Annotated in this window: 21 protein-coding genes and 3 pseudogenes; 21 read left to right on the top strand and 3 right to left on the bottom strand. The window is 34.7% G+C overall.

Going from position 1 to position 15,626, the window contains the following annotated elements:
- Positions 1–92: 92 nt before the first annotated feature.
- The 6 genes and pseudogenes from IAE53_RS11050 to IAE53_RS11025 form a co-directional block, all read left to right on the top strand.
- Positions 93–614: pseudogene (locus IAE53_RS11050) on the top strand (ATP-binding protein); the annotation flags it as partial.
- Positions 615–627: 13 nt separating this feature from the next.
- Positions 628–957 (top strand): hypothetical protein, encoded by a 330-nt coding sequence (locus IAE53_RS11045; RefSeq protein ID WP_200136510.1) that lies wholly within the window; start codon positions 628–630, stop codon positions 955–957.
- Between the two features lie 61 nt (positions 958–1,018).
- A complete protein-coding gene (locus IAE53_RS11040; protein ID WP_233610763.1) occupies positions 1,019–1,282 on the top strand; it encodes a hypothetical protein in 264 nt (87 codons plus the stop codon).
- Positions 1,283–1,286: 4 nt separating this feature from the next.
- Positions 1,287–1,544, top strand: coding sequence for a hypothetical protein (locus tag IAE53_RS11035; protein WP_200136508.1), 258 nt, complete (start codon positions 1,287–1,289; stop codon positions 1,542–1,544).
- A gap of 146 nt (positions 1,545–1,690) precedes the next feature.
- Positions 1,691–2,149 carry a GNAT family N-acetyltransferase gene (locus IAE53_RS11030; RefSeq protein ID WP_147651578.1) on the top strand — a complete coding sequence of 153 codons (459 nt, stop codon included), beginning with the start codon at positions 1,691–1,693 and terminating at the stop codon, positions 2,147–2,149.
- A gap of 25 nt (positions 2,150–2,174) precedes the next feature.
- Positions 2,175–3,544 (top strand): annotated as a pseudogene (locus IAE53_RS11025) (cell division protein FtsK).
- Positions 3,545–3,768: 224 nt separating this feature from the next.
- On the opposite strand, the gene IAE53_RS11020 reads toward IAE53_RS11025, so the two are convergent.
- Complete coding sequence (locus IAE53_RS11020; protein WP_147651576.1) at positions 3,769–4,404, bottom strand: NAD(P)H-binding protein; 636 nt, start codon at positions 4,402–4,404, stop codon at positions 3,769–3,771.
- Between the two features lie 247 nt (positions 4,405–4,651).
- Positions 4,652–5,830: an MFS transporter gene (locus IAE53_RS11015; RefSeq protein WP_147651574.1), complete on the bottom strand. Its 1,179-nt coding sequence runs from the start codon at positions 5,828–5,830 to the stop codon at positions 4,652–4,654.
- A 364-nt stretch (positions 5,831–6,194) separates the two neighbouring features.
- Here IAE53_RS11015 and IAE53_RS11010 point away from each other — a divergent pair, with 364 nt between their 5' ends.
- From IAE53_RS11010 to IAE53_RS10995, 4 genes are all read left to right on the top strand, one after another.
- Positions 6,195–6,461, top strand: a complete 267-nt coding sequence (locus IAE53_RS11010; RefSeq protein ID WP_233610762.1) for a hypothetical protein — start codon at positions 6,195–6,197, stop codon at positions 6,459–6,461.
- Positions 6,462–6,858: 397 nt separating this feature from the next.
- A complete protein-coding gene (locus tag IAE53_RS11005; RefSeq protein WP_200136507.1) occupies positions 6,859–8,487 on the top strand; it encodes a replication initiation factor domain-containing protein in 1,629 nt (542 codons plus the stop codon).
- Between the two features lie 2 nt (positions 8,488–8,489).
- Positions 8,490–8,684: a hypothetical protein gene (locus tag IAE53_RS11000; RefSeq protein ID WP_147651569.1), complete on the top strand. Its 195-nt coding sequence runs from the start codon at positions 8,490–8,492 to the stop codon at positions 8,682–8,684.
- 87 nt (positions 8,685–8,771) lie between these two features.
- Positions 8,772–9,032, top strand: a complete 261-nt coding sequence (locus tag IAE53_RS10995; RefSeq protein ID WP_139968710.1) for a hypothetical protein — start codon at positions 8,772–8,774, stop codon at positions 9,030–9,032.
- 138 nt (positions 9,033–9,170) lie between these two features.
- On the opposite strand, the gene IAE53_RS10990 is transcribed toward IAE53_RS10995, so the two are convergent.
- Positions 9,171–10,145 (bottom strand): D-2-hydroxyacid dehydrogenase, encoded by a 975-nt coding sequence (locus IAE53_RS10990; RefSeq protein ID WP_139968715.1) that lies wholly within the window; start codon positions 10,143–10,145, stop codon positions 9,171–9,173.
- Between the two features lie 217 nt (positions 10,146–10,362).
- Here IAE53_RS10990 and IAE53_RS10985 point away from each other — a divergent pair, with 217 nt between their 5' ends.
- The 11 genes and pseudogenes from IAE53_RS10985 (at position 10,363) to IAE53_RS11455 (ending at position 15,349) form a co-directional block, all read left to right on the top strand.
- Positions 10,363–10,773 (top strand): hypothetical protein, encoded by a 411-nt coding sequence (locus IAE53_RS10985; protein ID WP_139968716.1) that lies wholly within the window; start codon positions 10,363–10,365, stop codon positions 10,771–10,773.
- 129 nt (positions 10,774–10,902) lie between these two features.
- Positions 10,903–11,466 carry an alkaline shock response membrane anchor protein AmaP gene (gene amaP / locus IAE53_RS10980; RefSeq protein WP_139968717.1) on the top strand — a complete coding sequence of 188 codons (564 nt, stop codon included), beginning with the start codon at positions 10,903–10,905 and terminating at the stop codon, positions 11,464–11,466.
- A gap of 18 nt (positions 11,467–11,484) precedes the next feature.
- On the top strand, positions 11,485–11,679 hold the full coding sequence (locus tag IAE53_RS10975; RefSeq protein WP_139968718.1) for a DUF2273 domain-containing protein: 195 nt from the start codon (positions 11,485–11,487) through the stop codon (positions 11,677–11,679).
- Positions 11,680–11,737: 58 nt separating this feature from the next.
- On the top strand, positions 11,738–12,253 hold the full coding sequence (locus IAE53_RS10970) for an Asp23/Gls24 family envelope stress response protein (protein ID WP_139968719.1): 516 nt from the start codon (positions 11,738–11,740) through the stop codon (positions 12,251–12,253).
- A 206-nt stretch (positions 12,254–12,459) separates the two neighbouring features.
- Positions 12,460–13,391 (top strand): annotated as a pseudogene (locus IAE53_RS10965) (IS30 family transposase); the annotation flags it as partial.
- Positions 13,392–13,663: 272 nt separating this feature from the next.
- Positions 13,664–13,897, top strand: a complete 234-nt coding sequence (locus IAE53_RS10960) for a helix-turn-helix transcriptional regulator (protein WP_147651567.1) — start codon at positions 13,664–13,666, stop codon at positions 13,895–13,897.
- A complete protein-coding gene (locus IAE53_RS11470; protein ID WP_233610761.1) occupies positions 13,887–14,219 on the top strand; it encodes a replication initiator protein A in 333 nt (110 codons plus the stop codon). Before IAE53_RS10960 ends, IAE53_RS11470 begins: the two co-directional genes overlap by 11 nt.
- A 198-nt stretch (positions 14,220–14,417) precedes the next feature.
- Positions 14,418–14,651, top strand: a complete 234-nt coding sequence (locus IAE53_RS11465) for a hypothetical protein (RefSeq protein WP_233610760.1) — start codon at positions 14,418–14,420, stop codon at positions 14,649–14,651.
- Positions 14,620–14,859, top strand: coding sequence for a hypothetical protein (locus tag IAE53_RS11460; RefSeq protein WP_234456360.1), 240 nt, complete (start codon positions 14,620–14,622; stop codon positions 14,857–14,859). The genes IAE53_RS11465 and IAE53_RS11460 overlap by 32 nt, the downstream gene beginning before the upstream one ends.
- A gap of 27 nt (positions 14,860–14,886) precedes the next feature.
- Entirely contained in the window at positions 14,887–15,162 is a 276-nt protein-coding gene (locus IAE53_RS10950; RefSeq protein WP_147651565.1) for a hypothetical protein, read from the top strand.
- Positions 15,131–15,349, top strand: a complete 219-nt coding sequence (locus IAE53_RS11455; protein ID WP_233610758.1) for a hypothetical protein — start codon at positions 15,131–15,133, stop codon at positions 15,347–15,349. Before IAE53_RS10950 ends, IAE53_RS11455 begins: the two co-directional genes overlap by 32 nt.
- Positions 15,350–15,626 lie beyond the last annotated feature (277 nt).

Here is a 15,626-nt window from a genome sequence, read left to right as displayed (position 1 = left end):
GTTGGTATATCAATTTTTATAATCGCAATCGTATCTCAAATGTTGCCTAAGAAACTGAATAAAAATAGTCCAATTTATTGACTTCTGAGCAACCCAATGCTAAGCAAGATAGCCGTACTTATACTGAAACGCAAAAGTATTCAATGGCTTTGATGTTAGCACTTGGAAAATATCTGGAAAAGTTTGGTCGAGCCAACCCAGATGAGTTTAGTTTGGAAATGATTGATGAAGCTTGGATATTTACGACTTCACAGGCTGGTAAGAATGTCTTTGATAGCATCAAGCGGTTGGGTCGTTCTGAAAACAACGCTGTTTTCTATGCCACACAACGTGTCAAGGACAGTGATGATGAGGAAAGTATCGGACAATATGGTCAATTATTTGCCTTTGATAGTTCTGATGACCGTGAAAATATTTTGAAACAATTTAATTTACCAGTGAACAAAGCAAATATTGAAATGTTAGCTAACTTGAAAAAGGGACAATGTTTGTTTCGGGATATTTATGGTCGAGTTGGTAAGGTAGTTATTCATTCGTTATTTGATGAATGGACGGCTGCCTTAAAGACGGTTAACTCAAATGAGAGTGCCAAGTTAGAAGAAAAGTATGCTTAGAAAGTAGGACAGTATGGGAAATGTAATTTTATTTTTGATCTTTGGTTTTGGTATTACCCTTTTGTATGTCCGCCACAATCGAGATTTTGAAGCGTTAGATGATTTGGGGAAGACAATTTATAAGACGAAAGATTTAGGGTTTATGATGCCACAAGCTAGTGATTTATCAAAAGATATTCAAGATAAAACTGGTGTAATTACTGGTAACACAGTAACCGTTTTTGATAAAAAGCAACTTACTTTAAAAATTGAAGCTAGTGATTATACAATCACAGTTATTTTGGATAAAAAACGAGATGTCGTGCGCTTTGATGTTAAGAATAGGGGTATGGTTGATGACTAAAGTTAGTATTAACATAGCAGATTTACAGCCGATGTCGCTAGGTTATGAAGAGGGAGAATATGTGACAAGGGAAGTTCTACAAAGAGCAGAGAAAGCCTATCAGTATTTTCATAGTAAGTATTTAGAATTAGTGGCATCAGGAGTTGAGCCAGAATTGCGAGACCTTCTGATTGGTCATGATGCCTCTTTGGAAGACTTTGTTGGAAGAGTAAGACAGGTAGTTAAGTCAGGCTATTATTATGACACTATGGGTGTGTTTAGTGTCTATTTAGAATATAACGATACCTATGCTGAATTAAGAGATTACTTGAATAGTCGGGGGTAAATATATGTCTAGTGCTTTTAAAAAATATCGCATGACACGAAAAAATGTGTTGTTATTGGCACAAGCAATTATCAATGTGAATGGCAAAATTACTTGGCAAGATTATGCGAGTGATAGCCCTTATCCCGACCAGCACAGTCTTACTTTGAATGAAATTAAGGGCTGTCATGCAAAATTTGAACGATTTAGAAATGAGTTTTCACATCAAATGTATAGTAATGTTATCAATGATGAGATGCAAAAATTGGAAAATGATTTTTGACACAAATATGTGTATAAATTACAACAAAAGTATGAAATAGCAAGTCTCATAATGTTATTTTAGTTAACATTGTTCAAATTAACTGAGACTAATCAATGTTACTATTGCTTTAAAATACAATTTAGACACATTGATGGAGTATATCTATGAAAATTAAGAAAGTAAATACTACAGATCAGGATTTTAATAGAATGGTTCAAATTCTCGACAATACATTATCTAGTTTCAACAGTGGTATTCAAAGTACAGAAAAAAATGAATATCATGTTTTTAATTCGATTAGTGATTTAACAGATATTTTTGTTGCTTATAATCTAGGACAGGCAATTGGTTGTGTAGCAACCAAAACCTATTCTGAAGACGTATTAGAAATGAAAAGATTATTTGTTGATCCCATAGCTAGAGGCGCTGGTATAGCAACTAAATTAATTAACAAGTTAGAGTCCCAGGCTTATTCCCATGGTTATAAAAAAATCATTGTAGAAACCGGTAAAAATAATAATGAAGCAATCCGACTTTACACGAAAATGAAATATCAGTTAATTGATAATTATCCACCCTATGACGGACTAAGTAATTCAATTTGTATGTCAAAATATTTATAATAATAATGATTCAGATAGGAGCATAATGTTTAAAACAATTAAATATAGTGATCAGTATTTAGCAAAGACTTTATTTAAAAGGGCTTTGCTTTTTGTTTGGTTTTTAGTCACTGTTTGTTTTGCGTTTTGGTATTCGAATATTTTTCAATCATTGATGCAAGGAAAATATAGTTGGTGGTATTTGTTGCCTATTTTTTTGAGTATCTTATTGACTAGTTTGTTTGATTGGGGCGTGTTTTGGTTTTACAAGAACTATGCGCCAGAACATTCGGACTTTATTTCAAAGTACCTGAAAACAGTTGAACTACGCCAGATGATATGCTTGCTGATTATTTCCAAAGGGTTCTTTGATACTGCTAGTGATGACAATGGGACATTTATCGCTTACTTTCCGAAATTGAAATTAAAGGTACTACACAACACAGGGCAACTGATTTTACAAGAGCCAGTAGACGGCCAGAAATACATGGAAAGTTTTTCTAAAAATGAGTTTGATAATGTGGTTGAAACAGCATTACTTGCTGATAGACAGACGACTGAATTTAGTAAAAATAAAATGATTAGCCCTTTGCTTTTGACCCGATTAAGTTTAGACGACAGTTAGAAGAACTGAAACCTGAAAAAGGATTATTGCAGATTTCAAAGGGTATTGATTGGAAATATGATACTTTCTACAATGCTTTAATATCAGGTAACGTTGGTACTGGTAAATCTTATAGCATGTTTGCGATTATCGGACAGTTGTTACAAGTTGCTAAGTATGTTGATATTATCGACCCAAAACGGTCTGATCTGGCTAGTTTGAAATATGTTGATGAATTAAAGGGACGTGTTCATAGTACGGTATCCGAAATTAGCAATGCCGTGATTAAGTATTATCAGTTAATGATGAAGCGTGCAGCACGAATGGAAGAATTAAAGGCATCAGGTCATATTGGCACCTATAAGGACTTTAATTTTGAGCCTTGCTTTTTAATCTTTGATGAGTTTGGGGCGTTTGTTGAAATTAATGATCGGTTAGCTTATGATGACCCAATTAAAGCAAGCTATGATACAGCAATGTCTAATTTGAATGAGATAGCTATGTTGGGACGTGAACTTGGTTTTTATATTTTGATTGGTATGCAGAGACCTGATGCGGGTTCTTTGCCAATGGCAGTACGTAACCAATTGAATATGCGTATTAATATGGGTGTGCCAACACCAGAAATTGAAAAAATGGTGTTTCCTGATAATGAAAAGCAATTTCGCCCTTTGTCATCGCCTTTGAAAGGGTGGGGCTTTATTAAGATTGGGGACAGTCAAGTCAGGTCATTCTTTGCACCAGAGGTACCAAAAGATTTTAATTTACATGAATACATGCGTAAACAAATATTAAAGAAACAGAATAAATAGTTGATTAAAAATGCTTTGAAAATAAAGTAAGGGTGTTGTTAGAATAATAAGAATTGCGTTTTATATCAAAAAAGACCTCAAGCCACTTTTTAATAAAATAGGACTTGAGGCTGGACATAATTTGTAAAGTACGATGTAGAAAGATAAAAACCAAAATATTTTGATAGGAAAATTTGAATAACCAAGTTAATTAGCAAACTATTTAGTGAAATAAACTAGTTTATTCAAAGAATGGATAATACTTCAGCAATAGGTGTATCACCATCACTCATTCTAAAAACTTTTTTGATTGTTGAATCATGCTCAAGCACATCGGCGAGTGTCAAAGCAACATTTTCAATCGAGTTTTGAGACTTAGAATCTGTATCGATACTAATTTTACCAGTTGCGGGTACGTCAACTAAGGCCGTAGATTGCAGAATTGTGTAGTTCAATTGTGTTTGATAAACTAAGTAATTATCTGCAAAAAATTTAGCAATATTGTAATTCAATAAGTTTTTCATTTCAGGGTCTTGCCATTTTTCCGGATCTAAGGAATAAGAAGAACTTAGCATTACAAAACGTGAGGTTCCAATATTTTCTGCGACTTTCATTGATTTAATTGCGCCGAATGCATCAGTTTGTAGTAAGTCCCTTCCCCGAGATCCAGCCACAAAATAGATGGCATCAATTTTTTCTAAATGTTTGGATAAGTTTTCAACACTGTCATGCAGGTCAAAGGGAATTGTCTTAATATTTTTAGATTTATCTGACTCTTCTGGATGACGAGATCCAGCTAAGACTTCGTGGTTGTTGTTTGACAAGTATTCGACCAGTTTTTGACCAACACGTCCATTTGCGCCAATAACTAATATTTTCATTGCTTTCTCCTTTGTATTTTAACTACTAACTATTAATCAGTATAACACAATGGTAGTGTTTATCATTCCTGAGTTTTTTAAAAATTGGTCTAAAATTAATTGACTTGTGAAATTTAAAAAGTAATGTGATGAAATAGGCGTTTGGAGGACTTTGTGAAAGCTTTTAAAAATGACCTATTTTTTAGTGTCTGTAAACGTTGATATAGCGTTACTTTGTATAGCATGTCTTATGTTAACTTTAATTGGTCTAGCTGTGAATAGTGTTAAACCTAATTGTAAAAGTAAGAAAAGTAGCTAGGGCTAGTACTATCGCAACAAAGGTATAAGGTAAATTACTATTCAGATCTAATAGAATGCCTCCAAGAATGGGACCAAAAATATTCCCAACGCTAGTTAAGGACATATTTAGTCCATTAACAAATCCTTGCTGAGAATCACTAATATGGGATAACAGAGTTGTTATCGCAGGACGTAGGATATCAAATCCAACGAAAACTATTAATGTTGCTATAAATACTTCCCACTTTTGTTGTGAAAATAGAATCCAAATAATCGAAATGAACCCAAAAAGAAAACTGAGTCTTATAATCATTAATTCGCCCATGAATCGTACCAGTTTATCAAAGAAAACAACTTGGAAAATAAGCGATAAAATACCATTAACAATTAGAAAGACTGCAATTTCATTAAGATTAAAGCCACGCACGTCATGAAAGTATAGGCTAAACATATTTTCAAAGGCTGCTAGTCCAAAAGAAGAAACTAAAATCATAGTGAGCAACATAACTAAAGCTAAACTCCAAAAATTATTTTTTGGAGTTTTTGTATGGTCAGATGAAGTCTCTATTTGTTTATTACGTAGTTTATTTTCATTTGGCATGAAGATAATGAAAATTAGAAAAGAAATAGCTCCTAAAATAGCAGATCCAAAAAAGGGTAATTTATGATCAATGTTTGCCAAGACTCCTCCCACACCAGGGCCTAAAATAATGCCACCACTAAAAGCAGCTGATAACCAACCTATAACTTTTGCGCGATTTGAACTGGTGGTCATGTCTGATGCTAATGCAGTAATAGATGGAATTGACAATGCAGCAGCTAGGCCACCTAAAGCCCGAGCCACATTTAAATGCCAAAGTTCATGTCCTATTCCTAGAGCAAATAGTCCCTCAGAAATAGAGAAAAGTAGTAGACCAATGGCAATTAGGGGTACACGAGCAAATTTGTCTGAGAGACGGCCAATGATGGGGGAAGCTAAAAATTGCACAGCAGCAAATAGCGCTGCCATGATTCCCATATCTGTGGCAGTAAGTCCCATATCGTCTTTGATGTAGGGTTCTACCGGTATAATCAATCCAATTCCTAACATGATTAAAAGTTGTGAACCAACCAGTAATATTAGTGCTCGTTTTTGTAGAGATGTCATCAGAATAACATTCCTTTCTAATCTTTGAAAAAAGTGCATAAAAAAGAGGGCATCGCATTGACAATGTCCAATCTATGCCACTTATGTAGGGCTATCACAGATGTTTTAAAAACATCAATATTGACTTATCTAGAAATTTAACATCAACAAGAAAGTTTGTCAAGCAAAGGAGATATTTCAGAATATAAAAAATATTTAGATTAAAATATCTGATTTGAAGTTAGGAAAACAAAAAAATGGAATACCACGCAAGAAGTCCAACACTTAGTCTCTGTGTTTGGCTTTGCTGTTAATTAAATATTTGTAGTTTAAAAAAAAAAGTAGGTAAAAAATATGGCTTTAGAAGTTAAAAAAAATTCAATCTTTGTCCGCTCAAGCAATTGAAGATTTGAAGGCAATTGAAAAGATAGGTGGACTTGAACACCTTGCTCAACTAAGTGAAGAACTTAAGAAAACAATGGCAGATGAAGAACAGCTGCGTGCTGTTAGTCCAATGTTGACACCTTATTTCGCAGAACTACGCAAGAACTTAGGTTTTTTGCTTGGTACGGCTAAGTCTTTGCAAACACACGGTGTCAATCGTACAAAAGACATTCAAGGTCTGCTGGATCAATTGTCACATATCAAGTAAGTAACCATTGTTAAAGCCCTAGCTTTTTACGGCAAATGTCCTGTGAGAGACCGGGGCTTTATGTACATAGTGACTTTGGTTTTGGCGTGGCTCGTATCGACCAGCGAAGAGACAGTGCCACGCCTTGCCCCAACGCGAAGCGTTAAGGGGGCAAGGTGCGTGGTCGTGGTTAAGCACACACGACCAGTGTGTGTCAGCGACTGGCACATGCGCCAAAAATAAAGTCACCAAAAAGGCTTTAACCCCCAGTTACTAACAGGGGGGTTAAACCGGTAAAAACGCTGAAAGCGTCAACCCAATATGGGGAACAAACGCCGATATAAAGCCGTTTAGATTAAAAAAAGCAAATGTCCGATTGAAAACGTCAAATCGGACATTTTGAGAAAGGAAAGCCGACATGATAACGATTAACAATGAGCCAAAAGCTTATACACCTATACTACTAGGGACAACACAACATAGTTTACGGTTATCGTTGCAAATGCTTATCATGATCGGTATGAAATTGAATGATGAAATTGTTGAGACTTATAACGTAACCGTATCAGCTATTGAGTTGGGAGACTTGCCTAACATCGGTAGTGAGATTGCAATTGACGAAATTATTGGCAATGAGTTATCAGGCTTTAAAGCAAAAATTAGACACTCTGATGCAAAATTACAAAGCAACGTCTCAACTGAACTAAAAAACTTAACTGATTTGAAAAATGTTGGTCGATACCAACTATTGAAAGGAAAAAACACTATGGCACAAGATTTAAATGCACCAGAATTGACAAATGAGAATTTAATATTGATACGACAACTTCTTGGGGTAACACAACAAGAGTTAGCGAATGCTATGGGCATTAACGAAAAGACAATCAGACGTATTGAAAATAAAGAACAAGGTATCACAGATACTTTTATTGATAAGTTGTTAGTAGCTTATCCAGATTTAGCAGAAAGTATCGAAGTACAATTTGATTGGGTATCATTGACATTCCCAGATTTAACTTCAAAGCAAGTGATTGCTGATGTGTTGCGATTGCAGGAAAATCTGTTTTTAGAACGTCCTACGTCTCAAAACTTCTATACTCGTGAAATGGCATTTGCTGGCGAAAAGAATATTTACATACAAGATTTTTCACCAGTGAAAAACCCAGAAACACAAGCTATGGATCAAAAATTTGGGACAACGCTTTATTTAACTGGTAAAGGCACACGACTGTTTGAAAAAGCTTTGTTAGAGCAGAGTATGAATTGGCATGACTTTTTTGCAAAGGCACGATTATATCGGGGGCATCTAACACGATTAGATATTGCAATCAATGATAAATGGGGTCTGCTGAACATGAATGACCTTGTTAAAGCTGTACAGGAAAAGCGTTTTTGGAGTAAATCAAAGTCTTATGCGGTTCATGGCAATGTTGATGACGGCTGGACAGTTGATTTTGGTAAGTCACCATTTGTTATTCGTGCTTATGACAAACACAAAGAACAAGCCAATAAAGGCTATGACACTGATGTTAAAACTCGTGTCGAATTAGAATTGCATCAGGACAAAGCAGAGTATGTCCTTGATGAGTGGCTTAACAATGATAAAAAATTGGTGGATATAACTTTTGATATTTTGTACAGCTACCTTTGGTTTACTAATTGCAAAATTGAAGACCAACAATTGAAATCAGATACAGTGCGTGATGAAATTGAAGCGACAGTTGAGCCGATGCCTGCTTGGTCGCTATTAACTGCTTTAGGTAAGAAAATGAAATTTGTTAGAGAGCCAAAAAAGCAAAGTGTTGAACGTATTGAAAAGTGGATTTTACAATCGGTTGTGCCTAGTCTAGCAGTATTAAAGAAAACAGGACATTGGCATAAAATTATTGAAGCAATCAATACTGTTGAACTTTCTGCCGAACATGAAAAACTGGTTATGGCAACTACTAAGAATGCGATTACACAGGCAAGCAAGCAGTTAAATATCAACTTTGAAAAGCCAACTAAAAAATATAACGAAGATGATGAGCAAGAAAAGGGGGCATGACAATGTATAAAGCAGTTGGCTGGCATTCACGAAATGAGTATATGACTGGTAATAGTCTGGCCGATGTGATGCGTAAATTACAAAAAGAGTACCCAGCACCTAGACGGACTTCTAGGGGTATGAGTACCCGACACATTTATAGTGAGCCATTACGAATTATTGATGAAACTGGCAAAGATAAACAGTATTTACCCTAAAAAATTAGAGTGTTTAACTATTGACTAAGGGAACAGGTGTTCGTATACTAGTTATAGTAAATACATACGACTGGAGCTGTTTGAGCTATGAATCAAATTGATGCTGTAATTGGGGATATTAAAGAAATGTTTGCTAAGCAACCTAACACAATATATGAAGTGAGAGTTGTAGACCAAATTTACTCAAAAAAGGTCAATATATTCTTTGAATGGTATAAAATTGGCAAAGCTACAAGGTCGCAACAAATAGCGCAATTTGATAGTACCTATACGGAAAAAATTCCAGAAATTATCAAAAAAATTCGTAAAGAAACAGGTTTAACGGTTCGTACAAATATATATGATTAGTCACAAAATGGCTTAATGCTAAAAAGAGACTAGCTTTTTTGGTTGCATTTAAAACCGAAAAAAATGAAGATGCCTGCGTTCATTCAATAATGCTATGTAGTGAAAAAATATCACAGCACTTCATATGTTAAAAATTGACTATTTTTTTCTTTCAATTACACTGTTAACTATGCTGCCCGACAGATATGTCTGTAAATTAGATATTGTAATGGATAACAGTCTTTCGCGTGTTTCAAACGGCGCCCAGGCAATGTGAGGGGTTATATAGCAGTTTTTAGCTTTAAGTAAGGGATTATTTTTTTGAATTGGTTCTTTGGTGACGACGTCAGTTGCCAAAGCGTACAGTTGATCTTGATTCAAAGCATTTGCCACATCACTTTCATTAACTAGTTTTCCTCTTGAAGTATTCAGTAGAATAGCAGTAGACTTCATTTTAGCCAGTGTTGTTTTATTAATTAAGTTGATTGTTTGAGGAGTTTGAATAATATGTAGACTAATAACGTCCGACGTTTTCAATAATTCATCTAACGAAACTTGTTTAAGCCAATTGTCTTTTATTTTTTTAGGACGATGATTATAGAACACTACATTCATTTCAAATGCATGAGCTAATTTTGCTACTTTTTGAGCTATATGACCGTAGCCAATAAGACCTAATGTTTTATCTTTTAATTCATATAAAGGCTTGTCCCAAAAAGTGAAATCGGGTCCTTGTGACCAATGATCTTGATGAACTAATTGGTTATGTAGTCCAACTTGTCCAGTCACTTCAAGTAAGAGAGAAAAAGTGAATTGAGCCACCGCATCACTAGCATAGGTTGGAACGTTAGTTACCCCAATATTGTGCTTACTAGCACTTTCTAGGTCAATAACATCATAACCTGTACCCATAATTCCAATATACTTCAGGTTTTTAGATTGGGAAATGACATAGTCATTTATAGGAGTTTTGTGAGTGATAACAATTTCTGCACCATCAATTCGGTTTATTATTTCTTTTTCATTAGCTGTATTGGTACGGTCATAAAAAGTACAGTCGCCAACAGATCTTAACTTATCCCAATCTAAATCGTCATTTAACTCATAGCCATCTAAAAGAACAATTTTTACCATATTGCTAATACCTCTTTTTCGTTAATCATATCATGAAATTTATTAAGCATAGTTTATTTTGCATAGAAAGTATACATGGTAAAAAATTCAGAAATTATCTGAAAATATAAAAAAATTGAGAAGTTTTTCAACAATAAAGAATTAGCCACAAAATGAGTTAGTGCTTAACAGCTACTAGCTTTTTTGGTTGCATTTAAAAGTGAAAGGAATAAATAAGATGGCAACAAAAATATGGTTACAGCCAGAACAATTAGAGCTGTATATTAAGCAGTTAGAACGATTTAGAGACTTATATAGTCAACTCGACCAAACATTAGAAAGTGATAGACAAGGCTTTCAATTCAAAGCTGGTGCGCCAAACTTCCAAACAACGTTAAGCGTATCAATGCAATTACAAGCCAAAATCAGGCAAGCACAATCTCAAACATACGGAGATGTGCTTTTTTTTAACAAAGAATTAGCATCTAAGGTACAAGATTTAGTTTCAAAATCAATTGAGCTAACCTTTGCATATCGTGATTTAGATTTACTGGTTAAGGGAACTGATCGCAACACTGAAAGTGGTTTGAATAAGATTGAGGAACAGTTGTATCAAGCAAAAAGACAATTGACAGAAAGTAAGTACTAAAAACTTCGAATGTTGAAGATTTTGAGTATATTGTTTTACAAAAATATTTAGTTATGTTATATTTGCAGTATTAAGTGGCGCTACTTAATATTTGAAACAATCACGCATGATAAGAAAAGAGACTATTTTATGAAAAGATGGCACAAATCTTTTCTTGGTTTGCTGTGTTTGATTTATATTTTTGTACTGTCAATGACTATTTGGCCAGAAAGTATTACGGTCACAAATGATTTTATTGCTAAGATATCTGCTAATAGTTCAATCAATCAACACGAGTTTTTAAATATTGCTCAGATAAGTTTACTGGTACTGACTGTATTAGTCTTGGTAATTATTGTGTTGATACCTGCTCAGAAAAAAGGTATTCTGCTGGAAAAGAATAAACAAGGTTTACTCTCTCTTAGTAATGAGGGTGTGATTAGTTTTATAACTACAAGGCTCTCCGGCTATAGCATGTCTAATATCAAGGTTGATTTTAAAAACACCAAGAAAATTAATCGTTTTGATATCACAGCTGATTCATTATATAAAAATCATGTTATCAAACAATTACCAGAAATTAAGCATACATTGACAAGTGAAATTCAAGAGTTACTGTCTGGAATAGATGAAAAAAAAATAGAGCTTAATATTAAAGTCAATCAAAAACAGTCAAGTAGTTCACACAAAAAGAAGTCTACACGAGTCGTGTAGTAGAGTGGAGGAATCCAAGTGAAAAATAAAATTCCTAATAGTTGGCTATTTGGTGTTCTAGGCTTTATCTTAGCAACTCTACTAATGACCGTTGGCTTTGCTAGTACTTTTTGGATTGTAGTGGTAACAGTATTAGCAAGTGCAGGTGGTTACTGGCTGGACAAGTATGATTTTGATTTCACACCATTAGTACGAATTTTCAAACGAAAATAGCAGTCAAGAATACTGACTAATTTAATTTGTTTATATAAAACGTAGGAGGGAAGTTATTATGGTTACAGAAAACAAGGGCACACAAAGTGCGTCAACAGATGTTAAAGGTGAATTAACATTTAATGACAAAGTTATCCAGAAAATTGTTGGTTACGCCATCGAAAACGTTAAAGGTCTTCTCGGCGTAGATGGTGGTTTCGTTTCAAATATTAAAAATAAGATTGTCAATAGTGATGATCCAACTGATGGCATTGACGTGGAAGTTGGCAAAGAGCAAGTTGCTGTTGATTTAGATGTCATTATGGAATTTGGTCATAATGCGCATGATATCTACAAAGAATTAATTAAAGTAATTGAAACACAGCTAGAGAAAACAACTAGTCTTAAGTTAGTCGAGTTAAATGTTCAAATTATTGATATTCAAACTCAAGCCGAATATAAGAATTCCAGAGTTACATTGCAAGACAAAGTTTCCGATGCGGGAAGTGCAATTAAAGAAAAAACTTCTGATGGTGTTAATTCGGTTAAAGAAACAGCCAGTAATTTAACCGACGATGATGGTCGCGTTAAATAACATCTAAACTAGTGAAAAAACCTCGAAACATAATTTCGAGTTTTTTTTTTGATTTATAAGTCAATATTTATGACAGTTATTTTTAAAGCTATGAAAAAGTTTATGATGAAAAATAAAATAATAAGCAACATTGTGAAATGTTAAACTTGTTATAAGGGGTAAATACCTAGACTAAAATAATCATAATTAAGGAGCAAATATGTTTTATGAGTGATGAAACAACACAAAAACGCAAACGTCAACCACGGTTGAATGAGAACCAACGTCACATGATTGAATATTTGTGGAATATTGAGAAAATGACACAAGCAGATATCGCAAGACGTTTAGGCTATACGCCGTCATCAATATTACGTGAATTACACCGTGGCAATACGCTTGATTTCTCACATTTAGATAGACGAACACTGTTGAATATGGATATACACGCACGTATCAAGTATTCGGCACAACGTGGACAATATATCGCCTTGAAAAAGCGCAGTAAAATGGGGACTGGTCTAAAACTGACACCAGAATTAAAAGAAATCATTGAAACTTGGGTTAATGTTGAACATTGGACGCCAGAGCAAATTGCTGGTAATGTGCAAGATGTTGATGTTTCTGCATCAGTGATCAGGTTATGGTCTAGGCAAGGACTTATCAATATTCGGAAACAGAAATATCATCGTCAAAATGGGACACCCAAAGAACGGGATGTGGCACAAACTAAACGTGATAAGGAACGTGAAATTGCACGTTTGCGCGAGCAACTAAAAAATGACGGAGAATTAGTCCGCCATTCGATATTTGATCGTTCACAAGTTGTGGAAAGTCGTAAACAGTTTGGTCATTGGGAAATTGATTTAGTGTTGCCAGCTAAAATGAATAATCAGCGTTATCAAGATACCACAGCCATTATGACACTGACTGAACGCAAGACTCGATACTGGTTCATAGTAAAAAATCTAGTGATATGATTGATGCCTTTAAGCTGTTTTATGAACGTTACGGTAAAGCGGTTCGCACAATCACAGCCGATAATGGTTCTGAATTTATTTCATGGGACTTTTTAGAGTACGTCCAGAAACAACTAAAAATCAAGTTATATTATGCGACACCGTCATCACCACAACAACGTGGTTCCAATGTGTACCGTGCATAATCTAACGTAACAGAGGCTTGTTGATACGTTGGCGCACAAGGGATTACACAGTTTACTAAAATTCCAAAGTCAATAATTTGAAATGAAGTAACGTATTTGTAACACTCGTTATTTTAAAAGCTCATAAGTCCTGTGTGGGCTTATTTTTTTTGCTTAAAAACAGCCTAAATATTAAGAAGTTGTTAAGAAACCGTCTTCATGACGGTTTCTTATTGGTAATAAAATCAATGGAAATTGACAACTAAGACAAGGGAGAAAGAGACAAAATGGAACATTCTTTTGGATCAATTGTAAAAGCTTATCGGGAACGAAAAAGACTAACACAATTGGAATTGGCCGTGAAATCAAAAGGGGAATTGTCAACAGCGACGATTTCAAAAGCTGAAACTGATCCGAGTTACAATCCAAAACTAACGACATTCATAAAATTTTACAAAATTATGGATGTACCGTTTGAAGAGATTGTTGCGACATTAGAGGGGACTGCTGATGACAAATGATCAAGATACACCCAGGAAAATGGAACGGGTTAGTAGAGATCAAGTCGAAACTAATGAACGATTCTATAAAATTCCAAAAGCACTGTTTGAAAATGAATTTTATGCCGAAATGAAACTTGAAACAAAAATGGCTTATGCAATTCTGCGTGATCGTTTCTTGTTGTCCATTAAGAATAATTGGATTGATAAAAATGGTGATGTTTACTTGATTTACAAGAACAGTGACCTGCAAACAATCCTTAGTGTTGGCGAGAAAAAAGTCATTAGTTTGAAAAAAGAACTAGCAGATTTTGGTCTCCTTGAAGAAGAACGACAAGGGTAAAATAAACCAAACAGACTTTACGTTGGCAACATAAATGCTGATATTGAAGTTATGCACAGGGCTAATCCCTTGGGGGACAAGGAACTGTCAAAACGACAGTTCCGGAACTTTCAAAATGACAGGTCAAGAACTTCCAAAACGACAGCTCAAGAACTGTCAAAACGACAGTCAAGTGAGACTGAGAATAGTGAGACTATTTTGAGTGAAACTGAAACCAATTCTTTTGATGAGGATGAAATAAAGACTAATAATAATTCAAAAAAATCTCAACAATCGTTTATAGCAATCGGCAAAATCATTCAAAACAATCCTGAATTAAGAAGTGTAGTCCAAGGTTTGATTCCTGATTTACTTTTGAATGCATCCCAACAAGCAGAAATTGTTGTCCGCGCTCTTGATCGTGGCTATCACTTTTTTGACGAACGAACTTGAAAAAGGTAATTCTATTTTGACTTTGCAAAAGCAATTACAAGGTGAGGTTGCCATAAAACAGTTGCTTTTAAACACTGGTTTCAAACAAGTAGATTACATGCGCGACCATCTGATTGATATCAGCCAATATGGTAAATATTTTGCTAGTGGTTTTGACAATCGTTTGAAAATTGCGGTCACAACAACTCAATCGGTATCAGGATTTTAACTTTAACTTGGAGAGAGGAGAGATATAATGGCAAACCAATACAACGTATTTATTGCAGTAGACTTTTTCAACTCAGACATACTTTTTGTGGCTAACTCATCAGGTGAACTCAGCCGAAAAGTGATCAAAGCAATTGAAAATCATGAATTAGAAAGTGATGGCGCAGTGAGGTTATACCGTACCTCTTATCAATCATTTAAAGTCATTAAAAATTTGATGAAACGGTATCATTTACCATTTCATGAAGCTGCAAGACCGAAAGGAAGAGATTATGAAAGTCAGACAATCAACGCTGTTGGATGAGAAAAGTTTACAAGAGCTACAAAAAACTAAATATGTCGTCATTCTCGTTAAAGAATTAAAAAATAATCTCGTTCAACCAACAAAAAAGCAAGCCTTTGTCTGCTTAAAATCAAGTGAGATGAAAGTCAAAGGTGAGCTGTTTGACGATTGCTTAGGGAATCATTACGTCGGTTGTGTACAGTCCTGAAAGGCATTCATTATTCTGAAGCTGGCAACCAAATTCCCGTGTTTAAACTACCAAATAATATCCAAGACTATTTAACTAACCAATTAACCCCAATTATTTGTTTACTGGATCAAAAAAGGAGAAATTATTATGCAAATTAATCACCACGTAGGACGTTTAGTTCGTGATGTTAACTTCACTGTAAGATGCTCAGAAGTCAATAAATTGGACTATTTTTATTCAGTTGCTTAGGCAACATTTGAGATACGATTGCGATTATAAAAATTGATATACCAAC

It is taken from the genome of Leuconostoc sp. S50 (assembly GCF_016624925.1).
In the GTDB taxonomy this organism is placed as follows: Bacteria; Bacillota; Bacilli; order Lactobacillales; family Lactobacillaceae; genus Leuconostoc; species Leuconostoc pseudomesenteroides.
Note: the sequence above shows the minus strand (reverse complement) of the source record. Positions and strands in the feature narration are given on the sequence as shown.